This window comes from Paracoccus sp. (in: a-proteobacteria), assembly GCF_047973135.1.
Taxonomy (GTDB): Bacteria; Pseudomonadota; Alphaproteobacteria; order Rhodobacterales; family Rhodobacteraceae; genus Paracoccus.
Genome location: NZ_JBKEBL010000095.1, coordinates 1 through 24876, shown reverse-complemented (window position 1 = coordinate 24876; position 24876 = coordinate 1). Strand labels below are relative to the sequence as shown.

The 24876-nt window shown below is 61.9% G+C and carries 22 protein-coding genes; 12 read left to right on the top strand and 10 right to left on the bottom strand.

The window, feature by feature from the left end:
* Positions 1 to 32: 32 nt before the first annotated feature.
* The gene (locus tag ACK5L9_RS07760; RefSeq protein WP_416910897.1) at positions 33 to 536 is read right to left on the bottom strand and encodes a YbjN domain-containing protein; all 504 of its coding nucleotides are present in this window, start codon (positions 534 to 536) and stop codon (positions 33 to 35) included.
* A gap of 338 nt (positions 537 to 874) precedes the next feature.
* Between ACK5L9_RS07760 and ACK5L9_RS07755 the strand changes: the two genes are divergently transcribed.
* Positions 875 to 1888: a hypothetical protein gene (locus ACK5L9_RS07755; RefSeq protein ID WP_416910896.1), complete on the top strand. Its 1014-nt coding sequence runs from the start codon at positions 875 to 877 to the stop codon at positions 1886 to 1888.
* A gap of 24 nt (positions 1889 to 1912) precedes the next feature.
* On the opposite strand, the gene ileS is transcribed toward ACK5L9_RS07755, so the two are convergent.
* The gene (gene ileS / locus ACK5L9_RS07750) at positions 1913 to 4831 is read right to left on the bottom strand and encodes an isoleucine--tRNA ligase (protein WP_416910895.1); all 2919 of its coding nucleotides are present in this window, start codon (positions 4829 to 4831) and stop codon (positions 1913 to 1915) included.
* A gap of 365 nt (positions 4832 to 5196) precedes the next feature.
* On the opposite strand from ileS, the gene ACK5L9_RS07745 reads away from it, so the two are divergent.
* The 3 genes from ACK5L9_RS07745 (at position 5197) to ACK5L9_RS07735 (ending at position 8099) form a co-directional block, all read left to right on the top strand.
* Entirely contained in the window at positions 5197 to 6648 is a 1452-nt protein-coding gene (locus ACK5L9_RS07745; protein ID WP_416910894.1) for a hypothetical protein, read from the top strand.
* Positions 6649 to 6711: 63 nt separating this feature from the next.
* On the top strand, positions 6712 to 7191 hold the full coding sequence (locus ACK5L9_RS07740) for a hypothetical protein (protein WP_416910893.1): 480 nt from the start codon (positions 6712 to 6714) through the stop codon (positions 7189 to 7191).
* Positions 7192 to 7265: 74 nt separating this feature from the next.
* Positions 7266 to 8099 (top strand): DUF6635 family protein, encoded by an 834-nt coding sequence (locus tag ACK5L9_RS07735; RefSeq protein WP_416910892.1) that lies wholly within the window; start codon positions 7266 to 7268, stop codon positions 8097 to 8099.
* On the opposite strand, the gene queF is transcribed toward ACK5L9_RS07735, so the two are convergent.
* From queF to ACK5L9_RS07715, 4 genes are all read right to left on the bottom strand, one after another.
* Positions 8096 to 8557: a preQ(1) synthase gene (gene queF, locus ACK5L9_RS07730; RefSeq protein WP_416910891.1), complete on the bottom strand. Its 462-nt coding sequence runs from the start codon at positions 8555 to 8557 to the stop codon at positions 8096 to 8098. The two genes, ACK5L9_RS07735 and queF, sit on opposite strands and share 4 nt — an antisense overlap.
* A gap of 101 nt (positions 8558 to 8658) precedes the next feature.
* Complete coding sequence (locus ACK5L9_RS07725; protein ID WP_416910890.1) at positions 8659 to 9084, bottom strand: hypothetical protein; 426 nt, start codon at positions 9082 to 9084, stop codon at positions 8659 to 8661.
* Positions 9085 to 9167: 83 nt separating this feature from the next.
* Positions 9168 to 10127, bottom strand: coding sequence for a hypothetical protein (locus ACK5L9_RS07720; protein ID WP_416910889.1), 960 nt, complete (start codon positions 10125 to 10127; stop codon positions 9168 to 9170).
* A gap of 209 nt (positions 10128 to 10336) precedes the next feature.
* Positions 10337 to 11359 (bottom strand): LacI family DNA-binding transcriptional regulator, encoded by a 1023-nt coding sequence (locus ACK5L9_RS07715; protein WP_416910888.1) that lies wholly within the window; start codon positions 11357 to 11359, stop codon positions 10337 to 10339.
* A 203-nt stretch (positions 11360 to 11562) separates the two neighbouring features.
* Between ACK5L9_RS07715 and ACK5L9_RS07710 the strand changes: the two genes are divergently transcribed.
* The 6 genes from ACK5L9_RS07710 (at position 11563) to ACK5L9_RS07685 (ending at position 17687) form a co-directional block, all read left to right on the top strand.
* Positions 11563 to 12795: an ABC transporter substrate-binding protein gene (locus tag ACK5L9_RS07710; protein WP_416910887.1), complete on the top strand. Its 1233-nt coding sequence runs from the start codon at positions 11563 to 11565 to the stop codon at positions 12793 to 12795.
* Between the two features lie 77 nt (positions 12796 to 12872).
* Positions 12873 to 13763: a carbohydrate ABC transporter permease gene (locus ACK5L9_RS07705; RefSeq protein WP_416910886.1), complete on the top strand. Its 891-nt coding sequence runs from the start codon at positions 12873 to 12875 to the stop codon at positions 13761 to 13763.
* Entirely contained in the window at positions 13756 to 14661 is a 906-nt protein-coding gene (locus ACK5L9_RS07700; RefSeq protein ID WP_416910885.1) for a carbohydrate ABC transporter permease, read from the top strand. Before ACK5L9_RS07705 ends, ACK5L9_RS07700 begins: the two co-directional genes overlap by 8 nt.
* 4 nt (positions 14662 to 14665) lie before the next feature.
* The gene (locus ACK5L9_RS07695; protein ID WP_416910884.1) at positions 14666 to 15760 is read left to right on the top strand and encodes an ABC transporter ATP-binding protein; all 1095 of its coding nucleotides are present in this window, start codon (positions 14666 to 14668) and stop codon (positions 15758 to 15760) included.
* Between the two features lie 33 nt (positions 15761 to 15793).
* Complete coding sequence (locus ACK5L9_RS07690) at positions 15794 to 16543, top strand: sugar phosphate isomerase/epimerase family protein (protein WP_416910883.1); 750 nt, start codon at positions 15794 to 15796, stop codon at positions 16541 to 16543.
* A gap of 10 nt (positions 16544 to 16553) precedes the next feature.
* Complete coding sequence (locus ACK5L9_RS07685) at positions 16554 to 17687, top strand: Gfo/Idh/MocA family protein (RefSeq protein WP_416910882.1); 1134 nt, start codon at positions 16554 to 16556, stop codon at positions 17685 to 17687.
* Positions 17688 to 17699: 12 nt separating this feature from the next.
* Here the strand turns inward: ACK5L9_RS07685 and kduD are convergent, their stop codons facing one another.
* The 4 genes from kduD to ACK5L9_RS07665 all read right to left on the bottom strand — a co-directional run bounded on the left by kduD (position 17700) and on the right by ACK5L9_RS07665 (position 21507).
* Positions 17700 to 18443, bottom strand: coding sequence for a 2-dehydro-3-deoxy-D-gluconate 5-dehydrogenase KduD (gene kduD, locus ACK5L9_RS07680; protein WP_416910881.1), 744 nt, complete (start codon positions 18441 to 18443; stop codon positions 17700 to 17702).
* Positions 18443 to 19267 carry a 5-dehydro-4-deoxy-D-glucuronate isomerase gene (gene kduI / locus ACK5L9_RS07675; RefSeq protein ID WP_416910880.1) on the bottom strand — a complete coding sequence of 275 codons (825 nt, stop codon included), beginning with the start codon at positions 19265 to 19267 and terminating at the stop codon, positions 18443 to 18445. Before kduI ends, kduD begins: the two co-directional genes overlap by 1 nt.
* An 87-nt stretch (positions 19268 to 19354) precedes the next feature.
* On the bottom strand, positions 19355 to 20704 hold the full coding sequence (locus ACK5L9_RS07670; protein ID WP_416910879.1) for an FGGY-family carbohydrate kinase: 1350 nt from the start codon (positions 20702 to 20704) through the stop codon (positions 19355 to 19357).
* A 2-nt stretch (positions 20705 to 20706) separates the two neighbouring features.
* Positions 20707 to 21507, bottom strand: coding sequence for a DeoR/GlpR family DNA-binding transcription regulator (locus ACK5L9_RS07665; protein WP_416910878.1), 801 nt, complete (start codon positions 21505 to 21507; stop codon positions 20707 to 20709).
* A gap of 160 nt (positions 21508 to 21667) precedes the next feature.
* Between ACK5L9_RS07665 and ACK5L9_RS07660 the strand changes: the two genes are divergently transcribed.
* Entirely contained in the window at positions 21668 to 23770 is a 2103-nt protein-coding gene (locus ACK5L9_RS07660; RefSeq protein WP_416910877.1) for a bifunctional rhamnulose-1-phosphate aldolase/short-chain dehydrogenase, read from the top strand.
* Positions 23771 to 23775: 5 nt separating this feature from the next.
* A partial coding sequence (rhaI, locus tag ACK5L9_RS07655; protein ID WP_416910876.1) for an L-rhamnose catabolism isomerase occupies positions 23776 to 24876 on the top strand: 1101 nt, incomplete at its 3' end.

Genomic DNA, 24876 nt, shown 5'->3' with positions numbered 1-24876 from the left:
CCCCAATTCTCCTGCCGGGGGCGCAGAGCCCCCTATGCCCGTCCGTAGGCCTCGCCAAGGGCGATGTCCAGCGCGGCGGCGGGTTCCGTATCACCCCAGCCGACAAGCTGGAACGAGGGGTAGAACCTTTCGCAGGCCATCAGCGCGTTGCCGATCATCTGGTTGATCTGCTCGGCCGAAGCGACGTTCTCGCCCGCCAGCACCAGCCCATAACGCCAGACCATCAACCGCTGCTGCGCCCAGAAGGTGAAGCCACCATCCCAGACCTGATCATTGGCCAGATTCAGCGTCTCGTAAAGCATCGGCAGCCGTTCGGCGGGCGGGTCCATATCGAATGTGCAGATCAGCCGCAGCACCTCTTCGCGGGGCGACCATGCCAGCGTCAGCGAATAGCTGCGCCACTGACCCTCAACCACCATGGCGATCTGATCGTCGGCCAGCCTGTCGAAATCCCATGCGTGATGGGTGGCAACCGTTTCGACAATGTCTATCGGATGAATCTCGTCGCTATGCACGAAATAATCGGTCTGTGCCATGCCTGATTCCTGCTACTCTGCGGGTGCGATTCTGACGCCGCTATCCCTTGGTGGCCTTACAACAAAAGGCGTGGGTGCCAAATTGTTCCTACAACATATCGTGGGCCTGAATTTGCAGAGTGTAAAGTAAAAATTCGTTAACACGCGAGGCATTCGGGCGGTCTGGCCAGCCATGGTTGGGCGCGCGGCGCGACAAAAAAATTCGATCCACAGGCAGTTGCCGCCGAATCGCGTGGCAGGGACGGCCACAGCGACCGAAACCGGCCCACCCGGAAGGAGATCTTTCATCCCCGGCTGACTCGCCCTATTGTTGAAAGAACAGCCCCGGAAAGATCAATATGCCCCGCCCAGAGACAGCCGAAGATCAGCCCGCCCCGAATCTGCTGATCATTGCCCAATGCGGACGACTGGAATTTGAGGCGGTGATCCTTGCGGCAAGCCTGCGCCACAGTGCCCCCGGCTGGAAAGGCAGGCTGATCGTCGCCGAACCCCGGCCCGAGGCCGCGTGGGAGGGGCACGAGACGCTGATCGCACCGGAAACGCGCGAATTGCTGGAAACGCTGGGGGCCGAGATCACGCCCTTCACCGCCCGGTATTTCGGGGCCAGATACCCCTATGGCAACAAGATCGAGGCTCTGGCCACCCTGCCCGCCGGCCAGCCCTTTCTGTTTCTGGATACCGACACGCTGATCACCGGCCCGCTGGAACGGATGGCAATCGATTTCGCCCGTCCCTCGGCCTCGATGCGGCGCGAGGGGACATGGCCGCAGCCGCCGATCTATGGCCCCGGCTACGCGGCAATCTGGAAATCGCTTTACGACCGCTTCGGGCTGGATTTCGAAAGCTCGCTGGATACCCGCCAGCCGGACGAACACTGGGAACGGTACCTGTATTTCAACGCGGGCTGGTTCCTTGGCCCCGATCCGTCAGAATTTGGTCAGCGTTTCCTTGAATGGGCGCTGGCGGTGCGCAGCGAACCCGGCGAAGCGCTGGCCTGCCAAAGCCTTGATCCCTGGCTGGATCAGGTGATTCTGCCGCTGGTCGTCCATTCGTTCGGCGGCGGGCGGCCGGGGCCGGACCTGGCCGGGTTCGACCGCGACATGACCTGCCATTACCGTAACCTGCCGCTGCTTTACGCGCGCGAATCCGAGACAGCAGTAGAGGCGCTGGAGGCCAGCGTCGCGCCCAACAGGATCAAGAAGCGCCTGAAGGAATGGGATCCGGCGCGCAAGCTGATCTATCAGGGCAAGGGCCGCGACAAGGTGCGAACCATGTTCGATCGCGGCGCCCTGCCCTCGAAGGAACAGGCGATCCGCAACCAGTTGAAAAGCAAGGGTTGGTGGCTGGTCTGACGACCGGCCACCATGGTCCTTCATTCAGCCCAGAACCTCGTCGCAGCGCGCGCAGACGCCTGCATGGCGATGCCTGCCGACATCGGGCAGGATCTTCCAGCAACGCAGGCATTTCTCGCCCTCGGCCAGCTCGAATACCACGCCGATACCGGGGGCCTCGGTCATGCGGAAGGCCTCGTTCGGGGCCGGATCGGCGGTCAGTGACAGGTCCGAGACGATACAGATATCGGCGAAATTCACCGATTTCAGCGCCTCAAGCATGGCCGCATCCTCGACATGGACCACGGGCGCGGCTTCAAGGCTGGCACCAATGGTCTTGTCGGTCCGCCTGAGTTCCAGCGCGGCGGTGACGACGCGCCGGGCGCGGCGGACATGATCCCACTTCGCGGCCAGCGCGTCATTTTGCCAGTCCGCAGGCGTATCGGGGAAATCATGCAGGTGCACGCTGTCATCGGCGGATGCAAAGCGCGACAGCCAGACATCCTCGGTCGTAAAGGGCAGGATCGGGGCCAGCCATGTCACAAGCCGATGGAACAGCATGTCCAGCACCGTCCGCGCGGCGCGGCGGCGCGGATTGTCCGGCGCGTCGCAATACAGGCTGTCCTTGCGGATGTCGAAATAAAAGGCCGACAGATCGACGGTGCAGAACTGGAACAGCAACTGGAACACGCCCTGAAAGTCGTAATCGCGATAGCCCGCCCGCACCGCCTGATCCAGTTGCGCCAGCCGGTGAAGCACCCACTGTTCCAGCTCGGGCATCTGGTCGGGGCCAAGCTTCTCGGCATCCGAGTACCCCGCCAGCGACCCCAGCATGAAGCGCAGCGTATTGCGCAGGCGGCGATAGCTGTCGGCAGTGCCCTTCAGGATTTCCGGCCCGATACGCTGATCGGCGGTGTAATCGGTCTGCGCCACCCACAGCCGCAGGATATCAGCCCCGTATTGTTCGATCACCTTGGCAGGCACGATGGTATTGCCAAGCGATTTGGACATTTTCATGCCCTTCTCGTCCAGCGTGAAGCCATGTGTCACCACATTGCGATAGGGCGCGCGCCCGGTCGTGGCGCAACCCTGCAACAGCGAGGACTGGAACCAGCCGCGATGCTGGTCGGTGCCTTCAAGATAGACATCGGCGATCCCGTCCGGCACCCCGTCGGCCCGGTCGCGCAGCACAAAGGCATGGGTCGATCCCGAATCGAACCACACATCCAGCACATCCGTGACCTGATCGTAATCGTCGGGGCTAACGATGCCGTCCAGAACGCGCGCCTTGAAGCCGTCACGATACCAGACATCCGCGCCCTCGGCCTCGAATGCGTCGATGATGCGCTGGTTAACATCCTTGTTCCGCAGCAAAAAATCCGAATCCGTGGGCAGCGCACCTTTTTTGACGAAACAGGTCAGCGGCACCCCCCAGGCACGTTGGCGAGACAGCACCCAGTCGGGCCGGTTCTCGACCATGGCATGAATCCGGTTCCGTCCGCTTTGCGGCCACCATTTCACCAGCTTGTCGATGCTGGTCAGCGCGCGCGTGCGGATGGTCGCACCATAGTCGCCCATGCTGTCGTTCAGTGGCCGGTCGATGGCCGCGAACCATTGCGGCGTGTTGCGATAGATCACCGGCGCCTTCGACCGCCAGCTATGCGGATAGCTGTGTTTGATCTTGCCGCGCGCCAGAAGGCCGCCGACCTCGGCCAGCTTGTCGATCACCGCCTTGTTGGCGTCGCCTTCACCACCCTTGCGGTTAAGGATGTACTTGCCGCCAAAGAACGGCAGATCGGCCCGGAAAGAGCCGTCATCCAGCACGTTATAGGTGATGGCCTGATCCAGCATGCCCAGATCGCGGTAAAGCTCGTATTCCTCCATGCCGTGCGAGGGCGCGCAATGGACGAAACCGGTGCCTTCCTCGTCGGTCACGAAATCGGCGGCCCGGAAATCGCGCGGGCCGTCCCATTCGCCATTGCCGCCTTCCGCACCTGCAAGGGGATGACGCAGCGACAGCGTGGCAAGTTCCTGGGGCGGCACATCGCGGATGCGTCGCCATTGCCCCTGTTGCAGGCGCGCACGGGTCATCACCTCTCTGGCCAGCTTGTCGGCCAGCACGAATCTTTCACCGATGCCCGCCCAGCATTCTTCGGGCGCGTCAGTGACTTCGTAAAGGCCATAGGCAAAATCGGCCCCGTACACGACCGCCCTGTTCGACGGGATGGTCCAGGGGGTCGTCGTCCAGATCACCACGCTGGCATCCTTCAGATCGCCATCCGGGATCACCCGGAATTTCACCCAGATCGTAAAGCTTTCCTTGTCGTGATATTCGACCTCGGCCTCGGCCAGAGCGGTCTTTTCGACCGGAGACCACATCACCGGCTTGGACCCCTGATACAGACTGCCATTCATCAGCAGCTTCATGAAATCCGCAGCAATCACCGCCTCGGCGTGATAATCCATGGTCAGATAAGGATCGTCCCACTTGCCGATGATGCCCATGCGCCTGAACTCGTCCCGCTGGATATCCACCCATTCCTCGGCGAAGCGGCGGCATTCCTGCCGGAACTCGACCACATCGACGGCGTCCTTGTCCTGCCCCTTCTTGCGGTAATGTTCCTCGATCTTCCATTCGATCGGCAGGCCGTGGCAATCCCAGCCGGGCACATAGCGCGCGTCAAAGCCCATCATCTGATGGCTGCGCACGATGATGTCCTTGATCGTCTTGTTCAGCGCATGGCCGATATGCAGATGCCCGTTCGCATAAGGAGGGCCGTCATGCAGGATGAACGGCTTGCGCCCGGTCTTGTCGCGCAAGCGGTCATAGATGCCGATCCGTTCCCAACGGGCCAGCCAGTCGGGTTCACGCGCGGGCAGCCCGGCACGCATCGGAAAATCGGTCTGCGGCAGAAAGACAGTGTCGCGGTAGTCGGGGGCATCGGCGCGGGTATCGGCGCTCATCAGAGGGTTCCTTCGTCAGGCATCGGGCATTCGGACATGGACTAACCCGGCGGCGCGAAACCTCACGCCACCGGGCAGCTAATTCGAAATGCGCGCACCGAAAACTTCATGCCTGCCTCTATAGAAACCACACGCGCGGCCTGCAAGCGCCACGCGGGCATCAGGGCATGCGAGGTTCGGGCCGATCCGCACCGGCCCCGTTTCCGGCATGCCGCACAGCCTGCGCAACACGCTGGCATCGTACTGCGCAGTTTTTCGCCGTCTGGACGGTGTTCTGGCCTGAAGATGAGCTTAGGCTTTACTTGAACAGGTTGGCGGGTTATCGTTTTTCCATTGATATTACGTGATTTTTTAGGAGAATCATAATGAGTGTTTCCGCCACATCGCATTCAGCCCGGAATTCACCCGACCCAAAACGGGACAACGCATTAAATCGCCCGCGCGATATTGCTTCGAACCCGCCTCGGGACATCCGCTCTCAGTTTCACCGCCTTGCGGCCTCTGCCAAGGCAACGCCAGCGCCTCAGGGAGGGCAGGAAGCACTCCGGCTCGCGGGACAAGAGGCAAAGGACAGGATTGCCGGACAAATCCAGGAAAATTCCGACGCACAATCCGACCCTGATGCCGCCGCCGCCGCTGACAGGTTTCAGTCTCGTGCGCAGAACCTGTCAACCGAACAGCCCGAGGTGTTTTCCGAAATCCTGACACAAGCCTATGGCGACAAGCAGGGCAACGGGACACTTGCCGGTGCTGCGGCCAACGGGGATTTGCCGATGCCTGCCGAGGTGCGTTTTGTCGATCCGGACGTTCTGAACGGAGGCGAAGGTGCCTACTCTGCCGAAAATGGCGGCACGGTTTACCTTAGCGAGGATTTGCGCAACGACCCGGCCCGCCTTGACGCTGTCTTTGCGCAAGAGGTGGGGCATCACTTTGACGCCGTTCTTGGCGGTCCTGACTCTGTCGGCGACGAGGGCCGCGCCTTTGCCATGGGGCTTGAGAAAGGGCGGGCGCTGACCCCGGACGAATTGGCACGCGCCCAGTCCATCACCGACAAGGGCACCATCACAGTGGACGGCAAGGAGGTCGAAGTTGAATTTGCGCTTCCTGCCATTCTGGTGTGGCTGGGCGAAGGTGCGGCACAAACCGTAGGGGATGCCGCCCTTGGCGAGATTATGGAGCAACTGACCGGGGCAGAATACGGCTTCTGGGATGGCGTGCTGGATTTTGGCCTGAATCTGATTCCCGGCGCCGGAGAAGCCTCAACCGCGAAGAAGCTTAAAAAGCTGACCGAGGCCGTTGATACCATCATCGACGGCGTCAAGCTGGCCGACAAGCTGCCGAAGGGCCTAAAGGGCAAGGTTGAACCGCTGCAAAAAGAAATCAAGGAACATTTCGATGCCTTTGTGGACGCAGTCAAAAGCGGTAATGCAGGAAAGGCAGGTGAAAAGTGGGGCGAGACGATTGGAAAGCTGCGAGAGCTTCAGGTCGCCGGTCGAATTGCCGATAACGGCGGCGAGCTGCTTGATATAAACAAAAAAATCAAGATCAAGGGCGGTGACCGGGAATTCGACGTCTTTTTCAAGGAAGGCAACAAAAAAGTGGTGGGTGAGGTCAAGACCGGCAAGAGAATGACGGACAGTGCTGGCGCGAAGAACTTTGATAAAACGGTTCAGAATTTTGTGAAGGCACGCGATGCCGCCAAAAAGGAGCTTGACGCCGACTATCGGGTCTATGTGGACGACATCTCGGACGACATGCTCAAGGCCCTTAAGGACGAGGGAATTGAGGTCGTTCGCAATAAAGATTTTCTGAAATAATGATTCTTGAAAGGATCTGACATGGCCAGTCCTTATCCGGTTCGCGCCTATTGGAAAACCGGCGTGCCCGGCAAGGAAGAGGCCGATGCGGCGCTTGCGGAACTTTCCCGGCTGCTGGGGGATCCCGACACACCGGAAGGCTATTCGATCGACCTGCCCGACGGATCGGCCATCTGGTTTGCCGGAACCCACGACCGATATCTTGAGTTCAACATGAGCGGTATCGACCTGCTGCGGGTCAACACGCCCGATGACATAAAGAAGTCAGAGGAGGTTTTGTTGGGGTTCCTCAAGGCGCTTGTCCTGGGCGGTGCCGCTTGCGCTTATGTGGCACCGATCCGTGATGATTTCATTTGGGAACAGGTGTCGGGCATGGATGAGGCGATGAGCCACTGGAAACCGGACGACACCCTGCCGCTGTCGATCATTCTGAAGGGCACAGACTCACTTTGCATGTGGGATGCCACATTGTCGGCAAATGTCGAAGCCACCGAAGTGAAAGATGGCATAGCCCTTTGGCGGGATCGTCCGTTCGCGCTTTGAACCGCTTGCGCATTCCGCAGCCCGCGATCCTCTGCTAGATTGGGCCACGCCCCGACATCCCGACAAGCACGATCATGACCGACCCCGCCCCCATCCCGATCAAGGCCCTTGCCGCGCGTGACACCGAAATCCGACGGTTTGTCCGCGCACGCTATGGGCTGCGCGGCACATTGGCCCTGCACCGCGAAGCTTTGGGGCTGGATCTGCTGCGCGCGCCGCTGAACGTGGCACTGGCGCCGCTGTTCCTGCTGGTGCGGCTGTCAGGCGGGCTGCTGTCTGCCATCGGAGCAAGGCGTGCCGGACGCTGGCTGGGGACGCGGCAGGTCTTTCTGAAATCTGACGTGGCGCGCAGGATCGAGGCCGATCTGAACGAGTTTGTTCTGGCGCTGTCGAATGACGGGCCTGGTACGCCCGCCCCGCCCGAAACCATCCGCCACGAGGTCGCCACCCTTGCCGAGACCCGCAACGCCGTGTCCGAGATTACCACCTCGCTGATCGTGTTGCTGTCGGGCCTGCTGTTGTTTCAACGCGCGACGCCGGGGGTCATCTCGCTGGCCGGACCCATCGCCGAGATGCGCGCCCATGCCGAAGCAGTCCGCGATTTTACCCTTGGCAGCGGTGCGGGGCGGCTGTGGTACGGGTTGTTTCCGGTCGAGCTGTCGCTGTGGCGGGTGATCGCCACCGGGGCGGCACTGGCGGTAGCGGGGTCGCTGATCACCGCATTCGCCGGGCTGATCGCCGATCCGGTGCAGGTGCTGACCGGCACCCATCGCCGCCGCCTGATACGGCTGTTCAACCGGCTGGACAATGCCCGCCAACCCGGAGGCATCGCGCGCGAACATCTGATGGCGCGCATGGGCGACCTGTCCGATGCCGTGCTTGGCCTGTGGCGGGCCCTTCGCGGTTAGCCCCGACCGCGATAGGGCGCGACACCCTGATCGGGCAGCCACAGCCCTTGCGGCACGGGGCCGGTCTGCCAGAACACATCAATCGGCATGCCGCCGCGCGGAAACCAGTAACCACCTATCCGCAGCCATTGTGGCGACAGCGCAGCGACCAGCCTGCGGCCGATACTGACGGTGCAATCTTCGTGGAATGCCCCATGGTTACGAAAACTTCCCAGAAACAACTTCAACGACTTCGATTCGATCAGCCAGTCGCCGGGCACATAGTCGATGACCAGATGCGCGAAATCGGGCTGGCCGGTCATCGGGCAGAGGCTGGTGAATTCCGGCTGTGTGAAACGCACCGCATAGACCTGCCCCGCCTGCGGGTTGGGCACACGCTCCAGCTCTGCCTGATCGGGGCTTTCGGGCAATTCGGTCTTTGCGCCAAGCTGGGTCAGCGCGTCTGTGTAATGGCTCATCTTCGGTTCCTGTTTTGACCGGGTGGACTGCGACCGGAAAGGCGCGGATAGCAGCCCGCCCCGACCGCGTCAAACAGCAGGGCGCAGATGAAAACGGGGGATCAGCCGTCGCCGTGAATGCAATAGCGCGCGACCGAATGCAGGTAATCGCCCTTGCGCCGATCCGTCGAGGCCGTGATCAGCGTCAGCGGGCTGATCGTCTTGCTGCCGCGAATTTCCACCAGCACCGGAAAACCGTGAAAGACGCTTTTCTCGTTATCGTCCATACGCCACTTGCCGCCTGCGGCCTTGCGAACCGTTTCGCCCAGATAGGCCCCGGCGGCACCGGCCAGCCCGCCCAGTTCGGCCCTGGCCGATTCGACATCGGGATAACGGTCCAGCACCCAGCGTTCCAGAGGCAGCAGGGAATCGAGACTGTAATCCAGAACGATATTGTCAGGAACCGCCGCCCGCAGGTTGTCCATGTAGACATACATGCTGGCGTGCCATTCTTCGAAATGATCCCTGAGTGTCTTTTCCTCGGCCATGCAAACCCCGCAGCATAAAGTTTTCCCGGACAGGCATTCGCGGTCCTGCCCGCGAAGCCAAGTCCGGCATTGTATGATTCCACCTAATCAACGGTCGTGAACCTGATATTCGCCGCCTTCAGAGCCTCTTGCAGCGGTTTCGATGCGGTGCCGTCGATCACCCATTCCATGTCCCAACCAAGTTTCACCAGTTCCGCATCGCGCTCAAGTTCCCAAGCGTTATCCTTGCTAAGATACTGATAGCCGGATTTATGCTCAATGCCCCGCTGCGTCAGCGCGGCATCCTTTGGTCCGATGTCAAGGCGCCGGGAATAGGTCTGACCATCGATCTCGACCTGGACGGTGACTTCCCGCTTGGCCCAGTTGCCGTCCAGCTTGTTCATATAATTGTCGGCGGCCTTGTTGGCGTCTTTGGCGCGCGACATGTTCCCTTCATAGGTCTTTGACCACCGCTCATAGCCCCAGCTGCCGCCGCCATCGGCATATTCGCTCCAGGCATTGGCCTTGTGGCTTATCGAACCCGCCGCACCCTCGGCTGCCGCACCAGGCACGCGTCCGATGGCAGCGCGCATTTCCAGCAGTTTCTGCTGAACATCGTTCGGCAGTGCGTTGAACGCGCTTTTGGGGGCCGCGTCGATGGCCTCGGCGATCTTTTTCAGCGCAGGAGAGGCCGCCTTGGCGAAATCGCTGTTCTTCAGCGCCAGTTCGACGCCATTCGCGACCGTCTTGGCCCATTTGCCCATCTTGCCCAGCTTGGCCGCATCGCCCACATAAGGGATCATTCCCAGGGCCGACAACGCCGCGCCGCCAAAATCGCCACGGCCAAGCGAAATCAACGTATTGGCACCATCTGCAAAGGGGGTCGGCTCGAAGATGCCAACGATGTCCAGCCCCATTTGCGTCAGGTCCAGCGCCAGCTCGCCCGCATCGACCTCGTCATTCTGTTTGCCGGGTTTGCCGGGTTCGGGCCTGTCCGGCGCAGCGTTGGGCGCAGGGGGCGATTGCGGTCTGGTGGAAAGATTGGCAGCCACGAGTCCATTCATCTCTGAATCTCCATCAGATGATTCGAACAACGCCAGCAACGAGGCCACTTTAGCGGCTCGTCTGCCCGGCGCATCATCGCTGTGGGCCAAACGGGACAGTCGGCATAATGCCGCCCGGAAGTGATCCGACGGACATGGGGAAATGGCGAAATTTCGCCTGCCGGGCCTGCGCGTCTTGCCGGACCTGCGCGTCTTGCCGGACAGGTATTTCAGCGGGCGGTGCTGGCGCGGACGATCAGTTCCACATCGACCAGCCTCACAGGGCCGGCAGGGGCGTCGTCCGCCCCGCTCAGCCGGGATTTCAGCAGACCGGCAGCCTGCCTGCCCAGTGCCAGACGATCCTGGCGGATGGTGGTCAGGGCCGGGATGTAATGTTCGGCAAGCCCGATATCGTCAAACCCCACGACCGACATGTCCTGCGGGATGCGCAGACCTGCGGCGGCAAGGCCCGCGATCAGGCCGAAGGCGGTACCATCCGCGGCGCAAAAGACGGCGGTGGGGCGATCGCGGGCAGGCAGGGACAGGATGTGGCCGGCGGCCATGCGGCCGGATTGCATCGAAAAATCGCCGCGAATGATCCAGTCGTCGCGGATCGGCAGGTCCAGATCCGCGCACATGGCCCGAAACGCCTCGCGGCGCGCATGGGTCAGGACATTGCCCTCGGGGCCCGTGACATGGGCGATGCGGCGATGGCCAAGCCCATGCAGGTGCCGGATGGCCAGTTCGACGCCCCGCGCATTGTCCGACCGGACCGAGGGCAGTTCGGCCCCCGCCACCCATTCGCAGGCGCAGACGACACGGTCGGCGACGGAATTGGCGGTCAACAATTCGAGGGTCCGCAGCGACAGCCTGCCGTCAAGCGTGATCATCCCGTCAATTCGCGAGTCAAGAAAATAGTCGAGGATCCCGCGATCATCCTGAAGATGATCCGTGTCGAGGATCAGAACCGAATATTCGTTGTCGGAAAAGCCTTGTGACAGCCCGGCAAGGATCTGGGAAAAAAACGGGTTGCCCAGATTCGGCACCAGAACCAGGACGGCCCCCGCCCGCTGCTTGCGCAGATTGCGCGCGGCACGGTTGACCCGGTATCCGGTGGTGCGGATTGCCTCCATCACGGTCCGCCGGGTCGCCTCGGACAGCAATTCGGGGTTCGACAGGGCACGGCTGACCGTCGCGGTCGAAACCCCCGCGACATTCGCAACATCCTGAATTCGTACGGCTCTGATGTTCATTTTTTGCGCCTCGCCAGGCAGGGGACGAAATTCCCGTCAGATAAATCTTGACTATAAATTGGTTAGGCTCAATGCTTATTGCAATCGTTTACAATGGTCTTTAGGTGTGCGGCTTCCGGTATGTAAACGATTTCAGTTTACATTTCCGGGAAGAACCAGGGAATCCGGGGCATGTGGGGATGCCCCTTGAGGGAGGAAAAATCATGAGGATTCTTCGCAAATTGCTGGTGACATCCACCATGCTGTGCGGGGCGGGCGTTGCGAATGCCGCAGATCTGGAGGTCATGCACTGGTGGACCGCCGGGGGCGAGGCCGCAGCCGTGGCCGAATTCGCCAAGGCGTTCGATGCCACGGGCAACCACTGGGTCGATGGCGCGATTGCCGGCTCGGGGTCAACCGCGCGCCCGATCATGATCAGCCGTATCATCGGTGGCAACCCGCCCGCCGCATTCCAGTTCAACCATGGCCGTCAGGCCGATGAGCTGATCGAGGCCGGGCTGCTGCGTGACATCACCGATGTCGCCAAGGCACAGGGATGGGCCGATGTGGTCAACCCGCCCTCGTTGCTGGACGCCTGCACCGTGGACGGTCGCATCTATTGCGCGCCGGTCAATATCCATTCCTGGCAATGGCTGTGGTTAAGCCACGCGGCCTTTGAAAAGGCGGGTGTGCCGATGCCCGGAACCTGGGCCGAATACGTGGCCGCCGCCCCCGCCCTCAAAGAGGCGGGGATCATCCCGCTTGCGCTGGGGCAGCAGGGCTGGCAGCGCGCGGGCGTGTTCAACGTCATGATGGCCAGCCTCATCCCCGCCGAAACCTACCTTGCCGTCTATCAGGACAAGGATAGCGACACCGCCGCCGGACCCGAAATCGCGTCGGTTTTTCAGGCCGCAGCCGAGGCGCGCGACATGTCCGTCGATTCGACCGTGCAGAACTGGAACGATGCGACCAATCTGGTGATCACCGGGCGCGCGGCCGGGCAGATCATGGGCGATTGGGCACAGGGCGAATTCGCCATGGCCGGACAGGTCGCAGGCACGGATTACAGTTGCCTGCCCGGTCTGGGAACCAATCCGCGTCTGGGAACGGGCGGCGACGCCTTCTATTTCCCGGTGCTGAAGAATGCCGATCAGACCGCCGCGCAGGACGTTCTTGCCGCGACGCTGCTGGACCCCAAGGTTCAGGTCGAATTCAACCTGCGCAAGGGTTCCTTGCCGGTGCGTGGCGATATTGACATGTCCACCGCGAATGATTGCATGCGCAAGGGGCTGGATCTGCTGAAAGAGGGTTCCACCCTGCCCGACCCCAACATGCTGATCACGCAGGATTCAACTACTCAGCTGAACGATCTGTTCAACGAATTTTTCGCCGATCCCAACATGACGCCAGAGGCCGCGCAGGCCCGGTTCGTCGAGATTATCTCGGACGCCGAATAAACCTGCACGCGACCGCCGCCGGCCAGCCCATGCGCGGGCTGGCGGCGTTTCCCAAACCTTCCTCATGAGGTGGCGCCATGTCTGCTGGACGCCCGAACAGGTTGTTCAAGAACAAATCGGCCAAGATCGCCGCCATCCCGATGATCCTGACCGCACTGGTGGTCTTTGTGGGCGGCACTGCCTGGACGATCACTTATTCCTTCACCAAATCCGGCCTGCTGCCGCGGTTGAATTTCGTCGGCTTCGACCAGTACGAGCGGTTATGGGGCACGACCCGATGGGTGGTCTCGATCCAGAACCTTGCGATTTATGGCATCTGCATGATCGTGCTCAGTTTCGTGGTCGGCTTTCTGCTGGCCGCGCTGATGGACCAGAAGATCCGCTTTGAGAACACGTTCCGCACGATCATGCTGTACCCGTTCGCGCTGTCCTTCATCGTGACGGGGCTGGTCTGGCAATGGATCCTGAACCCCGAATTCGGAATCCAGAGCATCGTGCGCGAACTGGGCTGGCAAAGCTTTACCTTCGACCCGCTGTATAACCCCGACATCGCGCTGTTCGGGATCATGCTGGCGGGGTTCTGGCAGGGCTCGGGGCTGGTCATGGTGTTGATGCTGGCGGGCCTGCGCGGCATCGATCAGGAAATCTGGAAGGCAGCCAAGATCGACGGAATCCCGGCGTGGAAGACCTATCTGTTCATCGTCGTGCCGATGATGCGGCCGGTCTTTGTCACCACGCTGGTGCTGGTCGCATCGGGGATCATCAAGATCTATGATCTGGTGATCGCTCTGACCGATGGCGGGCCGGGTCTGGCGACCGAAATGCCGGCGAAATACGTCTATGACTATATGTTCAACGGTCAGAATCTGGGTCAGGGCTTTGCCGCCTCGACGATGATGCTGCTGGCCGTGCTGATCGTCGTCATTCCCTGGGCGATGATGGAATTCGGAGGCAGGAAACGTGCCTGAAGCGATCACCCCCACCCTTGACGGCCCGCAGGGCCCCAAACCCCGCCGCCGCCTTTCCGGGCGCAATATCATGCTGTACGGAACGCTGCTTGCGGTCGCGTTCTATTACCTCTTGCCGCTTTATGTGATGGTCGTCACCTCGCTGAAGGGCATGCCCGAGATCCGGCTGGGCAGCGTCTTCGCCCCGCCGGTCGAGATTACCTTCGAGCCGTGGGTCAAGGCCTGGTCGGCGGCCTGCACCGGGCTGAATTGCGACGGGCTGTCGCGTGGCTTCTGGAACTCGATCCGGATCACGGTGCCTTCGGTGATCGTCTCGATCGCCATCGCCTCGGTCAATGGCTATGCGCTGTCGAACTGGCGGTTCAGGGGCGCGGATGCGTTCTTTACCATCCTGATCCTTGGAACCTTCATTCCCTATCAGGTCATGCTGTACCCCATCGTGATCATGCTGCGCGAGATCGGGCTTTACGGCACGCTTTCGGGGCTGGTGATCGTGCATTCGGTCTTTGGCATGCCGATCCTGACGCTGCTGTTCCGCAACTATTTCACCTCGCTGCCGGAAGAGCTGTTCAAGGCCGCGCGGGTGGACGGAGCAGGGTTCTGGGGCATCTATTTCCGCATCATGGTGCCGATGTCGGTGCCGATCTTCACTGTGGCGATGATCCTGCAAGTAACTGGAATCTGGAACGATTTCCTGTTCGGAGTCGTCTATACCAGCCCCGAGGTCTGGCCAATGACGGTTCAGTTGAACAATATCGTCAATTCGTCCCAGGGGGTGCGGGAATACAATGTCAACATGGCCGCGACCATCCTGACCGGCCTTGTGCCACTGACCATCTATTTCATCTCGGGCAAACTGTTCGTTCGCGGCATCGCCGCCGGCGCGGTGAAAGGCTGAACACATGACCCCTGAAGCAACGACACCCTCGGTCGAAATCCGCAATCTGGATCTGCACTATGGGCCGGTGCAGGTTTTGCAAAACCTCAATCTGGACATTGGCGCGGGCGAATTTCTTGTCCTGCTGGGGTCATCGGGTTGCGGCAAGTCAACGCTGCTGAACTGCATCGCCGGTCTGATGGACATCACCGCCGGGCAGATCTTTATCAATGGCCGCAATGTGACCTGGGCCGAACCTTCGGATCGCGGCATCGGCATGGTGTTCCAGTCCTATGCGCTTTACCCGCAGATGACGGTGGAAAAGAACATGTCCTTCGGCCTGCGCAACGCGGGCATGGCAAGGGACGAGATTGCCAAACGCGTCGCCCGCGCCGCCGAAATCCTTCAGATTGAACCACTGCTGCATCGCAAACCCGCCGCGCTGTCGGGCGGGCAGCGGCAGCGCGTGGCCATCGGGCGGGCGCTGGTCCGCGAGGCGGATGTGTTTCTGTTCGACGAACCACTGTCCAATCTGGACGCCAAGCTGCGCGCAGACCTGCGGGTGGAAATCAAGCGCCTGCATGAACGGCTTGGCAACACGATGATCTACGTCACCCATGACCAGATCGAGGCGATGACGCTGGCTGACCGCATCGCCATCATGAAGGGTGGCCGGATCATGCAGCTTGCCAGCCCGCACGAGATCTATAACCGACCGCGCAACCTGTATGTTGCCGATTTCATCGGCTCGCCCTCGATGAATTTCCTCAACGGCACCATGTCGGATGGCCGGATCACGGTGGGCGACCTGGCGATCCCGCTTGACGACTATGACTTTGCGCCGGGATCGCGGCGCGAGGGGCCCGCAATCATCGGGTTCCGGCCCGAACATATCGCCACGGGCGACAATCTCGCCTCGGCCGAATTGCGCACCACCGTCAAGGTCGATCTGGTCGAACCGATGGGTGCCGACACGCTGATCTATTCCTCTCTGGGCGGCGCGGCCTTGCATGTGCGCATGGACGGGCAGGCTCAGGTCCGCATCGGGGACGAAATCGAGATCGGCTTTCAACCGGGCCGTGCTTCGCTGTTCGATCCGGACAGCGAAGACCGCTTATAGGCCGTAACAGTTTCAAAACATGGGGTCATGAACATGGATTTTTCTTTTCAGCTTTATTCCGCCCGGAATTTCCAACCCTGGGATCAGGTCGTCACGACCATCGCGGGCCTTGGCTATACTCAGGTCGAAGGCTTTGGCGGCGTCTATGCGGATCCGGCCCGGTTCCGCGCGCTGCTGGATGAGAACGGCCTGACCATGCCCTCGGGCCATTTTTTCCCCATCGGCAGTTTCGAGGACGGGCTGGCGACTTCGCTGGCCACGGCGAAAACCCTTGGGATGACCCGCATCTTCTGCCCCGCCCCCGAGGATCGCTGGCGCAACGGGACCGATGCCGCCAACTGGATCGCGCTGGCGCGCAGGCTGGAAGAGGCGTGCAAAAAGGTCAATGACGCGGGTTTCCGCTTTGGCTGGCACAACCATCACTGGGAATTCATGCCCCTGCCCGGCGGCGAAATCGCGATGGATCTGATACTGGAGCATGCGCCGTCCATCGAATGGGAAATGGACGTGGCCTGGGTCGCGCGCGGCAAGGCCGATCCGCTGACATGGATCGCCGATCACGGCGACCGGATCACAACCGCCCATGTCAAGGACATCGCCCCCGCGGGCGAAAATACCGCCGAAGATGGTTGGGCCGATCTGGGTCACGGCACCGTAGACTGGAAAACGATCATGACCGCGCTGCGCGGTGCCGGTGTCGATCTGTTCGTGATGGAACATGACAACCCCTCTGATCTGGCGCGTTTCGCCTCGCGCTCGGCCGACACCTTCCGATCCTTGTAAGGAGGACAGCATGAGCGGAACTCTTGGCATCGGGGTCATCGGCTGCGGCAATATCTCGGCCGCCTATATGCGCCTTGCACCGCTGTTCAGCGGTATCGAAATGCGTGCCTGCGCGGATCTGGACATGGATGCGGCCACCGCGCGCGCCACTGAATACGGCCTCAGCGCCCTGACGGTGGACGATCTGATCGCCGCAGACAATATCGACATCGTGGTCAACCTGACCATTCCCCAGGCGCATTTTGCGGTGTCGCAAAAGGTGCTTGAGGCCGGAAAGCACGTCTATTCCGAAAAGCCCTTCGTGCTGACCCTGCCTGAAGGCGAGGAACTGGCGCGCATCGCCGGAAACAGCGGGCTGCGCGTCGGGTCGGCCCCCGACACGTTTCTGGGCGGCGCGCATCAGCTTGCCCGGCACCTGATCGACAGTGACGCGGTGGGCAAGATAACCTCGGGCACCTGCTTTGTGCAAAGTCCAGGGATGGAGATGTGGCACCCCAACCCCGATTTCTTCTTTCAGCCCGGTGGAGGGCCGGTGCTGGATCTGGGGCCCTACTATATCTCGAATCTCGTGCAATTGCTGGGGCCGGTCCGACGGGTCTGCGCCATGTCCTCGGCCGGATCCGAATATCGTACCATTACCTCGCAGCCCCGAAGCGGCGACAGGATAAAGGTCGAGACGCCGACCACGATCCACGCAGTGCTGCAATTCCATTCCGGCGCGCAGATCGTCTATGGCACAAGCTGGGATGTCTGGCAGCATGGCCACAGCAATATGGAACTGTACGGACAAAAGGGAACACTGCACGTTCCCGACCCGAATTATTTCGGCGGCGAGGTCCGCATGACCAGCAATTCGGCCTTCGTCAACGCGCCGGGCTTTGATCATCCCTTTGCCGCGCCGAACGGGGTTGACGGTCGCGGGGTGCCGGTCGCGAATTACCGTTGTGCGGGGCTGGCCGATATGGCGCAGGCGATCCTGACGGACCGCCCGCATCGCTGCGCGCTGGAATTCGCACTGCATGTCGTCGAGGTGATGACCGCCATCCTGCGCTCGGGCGAAGAGGCGCGGTTCATCGACATGACCACGACCTGCGACCGCCCCGCCGCGCTGGACGGGACCGCCGCAGCCGCGCTGCTGCGATAGGGGCTGGCGGCGCTATCGTGCCAGCCATCCGCCATCGACATTCAGCACAGCGCCGGTGACATAGCGGGCGGCGGGCGAACACAGATAGGCCGCCGTGCCGCCGATATCCTCGGGCGTGCCCCAGCGCCCTGCGGGGATGCGTTCAAGGATCTGGCGCGAACGATCAGGATCGTCGCGCAGGGCCTCGGTGTTATTCGTCGCAATATAACCAGGCGCGATGGCGTTCACGGTGATCCCGTGCGGTGCCCATTCATTCGCCAGAAGTCTGGTGATCCCCGCGACGCCATGCTTGCTGGCCGTATAGCCCGGCACCCGGATGCCGCCCTGAAACGACAGAAGCGAGGCGATATTGACGATAGCCCCCGGCGCGTCCCGTGCGATCAGTTCGCGCCCGAAAGCCTGACAGGTAAAAAACACCGCCTTCATGTTCACATCGACCACCGCGTCCCAATCGGCCTCGGAATGGCTGATGGCATCCTCGCGGCGGATGATCCCGGCATTGTTCACCAGCAGGTTATAGCCCATCCCGACGAAAATCCCCTGTGCCGCCATCGGATCGGCGAAATCGATCAGCAACCCGTCAGCCTGACCGCCCGCAGCGTTGATCTTGCCGATTGTCTCGTCGCAGGCCCGCCGGCCCGCGCAGGTAACACGCGCGCCCTGCCCCGCCAGCGCCACCGCGATCGCCTGCCCGATGCCGGTATTCGCACCCGTGACCAGCGCCCGCTGGCCATCCAGAGAAAACAGTCCCGACATCAGCGCAGCTCTGCCGGCTGAACAAAGTCCATATCGGTGTAATCGACATTGTCGCCCGCCATCGCCCAGATGAAGGTATAGGCGCCGATCCCCGCGCCCGCATGAACCGACCAGGACGGCGAGATCGCGGCCTCTTCATTGCTGACGAACAGATGCCGGGTTTCCTGCGGCTGCCCCATCAGATGCAGCACGCGGGCCTCGGGGGCCATGCCCCAGTACAGATAAGCCTCCATCCGCCGGTCATGGACATGCGCGGGCATGGTGTTCCAGACCGAGCCTTCCTCCAGCGAGGTATAGCCCAGCACCAACTGGCAGCTTTCCATGACCTGCGGGTGGATGAACTGCTTGATGCTGCGCCTGTTCGAGGTTTCGGAAGCGCCGAGTTTCACCTCGACGCAATCGGCGACGGTGATCAGGCGGCTTGGGCAGGTGCGATGCGCAGGGGCCGAAGTGATATAGAAGCGGCCGTTGCCGCCGAACGTCACCGGCCCCGAACCCATGCCCAGATACAGCACATCGCCCTGGTTCATCTGATAGGTCGTGCCCCCGGCAACAACTGTGCCCGCGTCGCCGATATTGACGATGCCCATCTCGCGCCGGTCCAGAAAATTCGGGGTTCTGGTCTCATCGACCTTGTCCAGCGTCAGGGCCGTGCCATCCGGCACCGCGCCGCCCAGAACGAAGCGGTCGTAATGGGTATAGACCAGCCGGATTTCACCATGCGCGAACAGCCCCTCTGCTAGGAAATTCGCGCGCAACGCGGCGGTATCCATGCCCTTCGCGTGTTCGGGGTGGATCGCGTGGCGGGTTTCGACAGTCAGCATGGCGTCTCCTCGTCTTGGGTCGGAAGGGTTGCGTGGGTGTATGTCACGAAGGGCGGGGTGACGAAAAGCGGAATGCGGAACCTCGCGTCAGCCCAACGCCACCCGCCAGGCGGCGGCATAGCTGGTCAGCGCCGCGGCATCGGTGGGGCGCGGCACGGGGCGGGTCCGGGGCGGCCCGGCGCGGTTCAGGCATAAAAGCGCCGCCCCCGCCGAGGTTCCCGTCGCCGATGGCGCAGTCTCGACCCCTTCGGGGTGCAGCGCCGCCAACATTGCCAGAAAATCGCCGTTGCGCGCAAATGGCCCCTCGACGATGGCGGGGCCGCGCGCGCCGATCAGGCCAAGGCAGGTCTGTGTCATCAACGCCAGATACCATGACAGCGCCGCCATCCGCTGGCCACCCCCGTCCGGCCGGATGGTCCAGCGCATGTCGCGCCCCGGAAATGGCCCTGATCCGGGTTCGGTCGATGGCAGGATCATCGCCCCCGCGCGCAACACGGATTCGCGGTCGGCATCGGTCGGCTGGGTGACATCGCCCGCGCGGATGATCTGGTATTCGCGCCCGCCCATGAACCGGGCCGAAGGCACCGGCTGACCAAGCGCGTTTACATTGACCAGCACATCCCGTCCCGGATCCAGCGCAACGGCATCGCCGCCCATCGCCATCGCCACCACCCATGTTCCGGTCGAGATCACCGAGAACGGCGCCTTGCGCCCCAGTACATAGGGATAAAGCGAGGCGTTGCTGTCATGGATGCCGACCGCGACCGGCGTACCGGGCCGCAGCCCCGTTTGCGCCGCAAGGTCGGGGCGAAGCTGGCCCAGAACCTCGTTCGCGCGCCGTGCAGGCGCGATCCTGCCCGACAGGCCCAGTGCTCCGGCCAATGGCGAGAACCGCCCGCGCCACGGATCCCACAGGTCGGTATGACAACCAAGCGATGTCACATCGCTGGCCAGTTCGCCGGTCAGCCGCCAGCCCCAATATTGCGGGTAGGTCACGACATGGGCGATTTGCCTGGCCAGATCGGGCTGTTCCCGCAACATCCAGTACAGTTGCGCACCGACATTCAGTCCCATCGGCAGGCGCGGCGATCCGGTCTGCGCAAAATCCGGGCGCAGCGCATCATATTCCGCTGCCACGCGGTCAGGGCCGGGATATTCGTAATCCAGCATCGGCAGCGCGCCGTTCCTGCCCAACAACACCGCCGATGCGCCATGCGTTGTCACCGAAATCGCGTCTATCCCGTGGCGCGCATGAAATTCGCCCAGATTGTGCAGGAAAAAATGCCAGTGCCCGTCCAGATCGAAATGTGGCCAGGGTGGGCCCGGCAGCGGCGCATTGGAACGAGTGACGACAGCGATTTCGGCCAGCGTCCGGGCGTCCACCAAGGCCAGCTTGGCATTGGTCTTGCCGATGTCGATCACCGCGATCCGGGTCATGGCTACGTCTGGCCGACATCGCGCTGACCGGCAGGAGGCACGGCGATCAGCCGGACATCCGCAGCCTCCAGCATGCTTGCGGCGCGGTCGGCGATACCGTCATCGGTGATGACGGTGTGGATGCGCGCCAGCGGGCATAAAAGCAGGCTTGAGCGCTGGTCGAATTTCGAGCTGTCGGCCAGCACGATCAGTTCGTCCGCCTGCCCGATCAGCTTTTGTTCAGCCTGCACCAGCAGCGGATCCCCCTCCATCAACCCCAGAGGGCCAAGCCCGCGACAGCCCATGAACATCCGCCGGGCATAGAAATGACGGCTGCCATCGTCGTCAAAGGGCGACAGGACGATGTTCTGTTCGCGATAGATCGCCCCGGCGGGCAGAAGGACAGTGTTTTTCGACTGTTTCAGCAGATGTTCGGCGATAGGAAAGCTGTTGGTAAAGACCTGCAAGCGCCTTGTGGTCAGCGGGTGGACCATCTGGAAAGTCGTGGTACCTCCGTTGATGATGATCGCATCGCCATCCTGGCACAGATCCACCGCCGCCTGCGCAATGGCACGCTTTGCGGCGATATGGACCCCCTGATTGACGGCGAAGGGCCGGGCGTTGATGCCGGCGAATTGCGGCGGCGCGATGGCCTCGGCCCCGCCTCGCACGCGGCGCAGCTTTTTCGCAACATGAAGCTGGGCAATGTCGCGGCGCACCGTCGCCGCGGACGCGCCGGTCAGCGCGCACAGATCGGCCACGGTTACGACGGGCTTTTCCTGTACGGCGGACAGAATGATCCGATGTCGTTCGGTTTCCAGCATGGCCCTCTCTCGCGGGGTACATTCCCAATATCTTCAATCATTGTCAATCATGATTGGCAAATATTGATCGAATTTGATCGAAGATGATTGACTTTTGGGCCTGTCCGGCGCTATCCCGGACGCAAGGCTCGGCGACCCGCCGCCGCCAAGGAGGGCTTTCATGATTGCGCAAACCGCTGGCAACCGGCTGCAAAACCTGTGGGACGAGGCGCGGGCCGCCGTGATGAGCGAATCGGAAAAGCTGCTTTATCGCTCGAACCTGCTGGGTTCGGACAAGCGGGTGACGAATTACGGCGGCGGCAATACCTCGGCCAAGGTGATGGAAACCGACCCCCTGACCGGGGATCAGGTCGAGGTGTTGTGGGTCAAGGGATCGGGCGGCGACATCGGCTCGATGAAGATTGATGGTTTTTCAACCCTCTATATGGACAAGCTGCGCGCATTGAAGGGCAAGTATCGCGGCCCCTCCCACGAGGATGAGATGGTCGGCTATTTGCCCCATTGCACATTCGGCCTGAACCCGCGCGCAGCCAGCATCGACACGCCGCTGCATGCCTATGTCCCGCGCGCGCATGTCGATCATGTGCATTCCGACGCCATCATCGCGATTGCGGCATCCGAAAATTCGCGCGCCCTGACCTCTGAAATTTTCGGCGACGATATCGGCTGGCTGCCGTGGAAACGACCGGGCTATGAACTGGGTCTGTGGCTGGAAAAATTCGCGACCGAAAATCCGCAGGCGCGGGGCGCGGTGCTGGAAAGTCACGGGTTGTTCACCTGGGGCGACACGGCAGAAGATTGTTACCGCACCACGCTGGAGGTGATCAACAAGGCCGCCGCCTGGCTTGAGGAAAAGACCGCCGGCAAGCCCGCCTTCGGTGGCGAAAGGCACCCTGCCCTGCCACCCGAACAGCGGCGCGAGGTTGCGGCGCGGCTGATGCCGGCGATCCGGGGGCTGATTTCCAGCGACCGCCACAAGCTCGGCCATTTCGACGACCAGCCTGCGGTTCTGGAATTTGTCGGCTCGAACATGCTGCGTGCGCTGGCGCCGTTGGGGACATCCTGCCCCGACCATTTCCTGCGCACGAAAATCCGCCCGCTGGTGGTGGATTTCGACCCCGCGAACCCCGATCCGGACGCCACGATCGCCAGCCTCGGCGATGCCATCGCCGCCTATCGCGACGATTACGCCGCCTATTACGAACGCTGCAAACATGCTGACAGCCCGGCCCTGCGCGACCCGAATGCCGTGATCTATCTGATTCCCGGCGTCGGCATGATCAGCTTTGCTCTGGACAAGCCGACCGCACGTATCTCGGCCGAGTTTTATGTCAACGCGATCAATGTGATGCGCTGGGCCAGCCTTGCCGGCACCTATCGCGGCCTGCCCGAGCAGGAGGCGTTCGACATCGAATACTGGTTGTTGGAAGAGGCCAAGCTGCAACGCATGCCGAAACCGAAATCGCTGGCCGGGCGTGTGGCGCTGGTCACGGGCGGCGCGGGCGGAATCGGGGCGGCCACCGCCGAACGCTTTCTGCGCGAGGGGGCTTGCGTGATGCTGGCCGATATCGACCCCGCCGCGCTGGACCGCGCGCAAGAGGGGCTGGCATCGAGACATGGCAGGGACGTGGTGCGCAGCGTGCAGATGAACGTCACCGACGAGGCGCAGGTGATCGCCGCTTTTGCCGGTCTGGCGGTCGAATTTGGCGGCATCGACATTCTTGTCTCGAACGCGGGGATCGCGTCATCGGCCCCGGTCGAGGATACGACGCTGGATTTGTGGAACCGCAACATGGACATCCTGTCTACCGGCTATTTCCTTGTCAGCCGCAGCGCCTTCCGCATGCTGAGAGCGCAGGATATCGGGGGTTCGGTAATCTTTGTCGCATCGAAGAACGGACTTGCCGCCAGCCCGAACGCCTCGGCCTATTGCACCGCCAAGGCCGCCGAAATCCATCTGGCCCGCTGCCTGGCGCTGGAAGGGGCGGCGGCGGGGATCCGCGTGAATGTGGTCAACCCGGATGCGGTCCTGCGCGGATCCCGCATCTGGGAGGGTGAGTGGCTGGATCAGCGCGCGGCGACCTATGGCACCGACAAGCAGGGGCTTGAGGAAATGTATCGCCAGCGCTCGATGCTGAAACGATCCGTCCTGCCCGAAGATATTGCCGAAGGGGCCTATTTCTTTGCCTCTGACCTGTCGGCCAAATCGACGGGCAACATCCTGAATGTGGACGCTGGCAACGTCCAGTCCTTTACCCGGTGAAGGCGATGATCGGCCACAGCGTGATCGAGGCCGGAAACGCCACCCGCCAGTACGATCTGGCGCGGGATTACGAGACGCTTGGCGAACGGCTTGCGCGCCGGGGCGTCGAAATCGAGGCGCTGACCACCCGCGCCGCCACATTCGGCGTCGCCATCCCAAGCTGGGGCACCGGCACTGGCGGCACCCGTTTTGCCCGCTTTCCGGGCGCGGGCGAACCGGCAGGCATCATGGACAAGCTGGACGATTGCGGCACCATCCATCGACTGACCGCCGCCACGCCGCGCGTCAGCCTGCATATCCCCTGGGACAAGGCCGATCCCGGCGACCTTCTGGCCAAGGCGGAACAGGTCGGCATCGGCTTTGACGCCATGAATTCGAACAGCTTTCAGGACCAGCCGGGCCAGCCGCTCAGCTACAAATACGGATCGCTGTCCCATACCGACGCCGCCACCCGCCAGCAGGCGGTCGAGCATAATCTGGAATGCATCGAGATCGGCCGGAAAATCGGGTCGAAGGCGCTGACCGTCTGGATCGGCGACGGCTCGAACTTTCCTGGCCAGACCTCTCTCTCAGGGCAATTCGATCGTTATCTGGACGCGATGACAGCAATTTATGCGGGGTTGCCGGATGACTGGCGCATCTTCAGCGAACACAAGATCTATGAACCGGCCTTCTATTCGACCGTGATGCAGGACTGGGGCAGCAGTCTGATGACGGCGCAGGAACTGGGGCCCAAGGCGCAATGTCTGGTCGATCTGGGCCATCATGCGCCGAATGTGAATATCGAGATGATCGTGGCCCGGCTGATCCGGGCCGGCAAGCTGGGCGGGTTTCACTTTAACGACAGCAAATATGGCGATGATGATCTGGACAGTGGCACCATCGATCCGTTCCGCCTGTTTCTGGTCTTTAACGAACTGGTCGAGCTTGAGGACACGCCCGGCCTGAACCTGTCGCATATGATCGACCAAAGCCATAATGTCACCGATCCCATCGAAAGCCTGATGGTCAGCGCCTGCGAGATTCAGCGCGCCTTTGTGCAGGCCTCGCTGGTGGATCGCGCTGCGCTGCGCGACTGCCAGCAGGCCAATGACGCGCTGATGGCG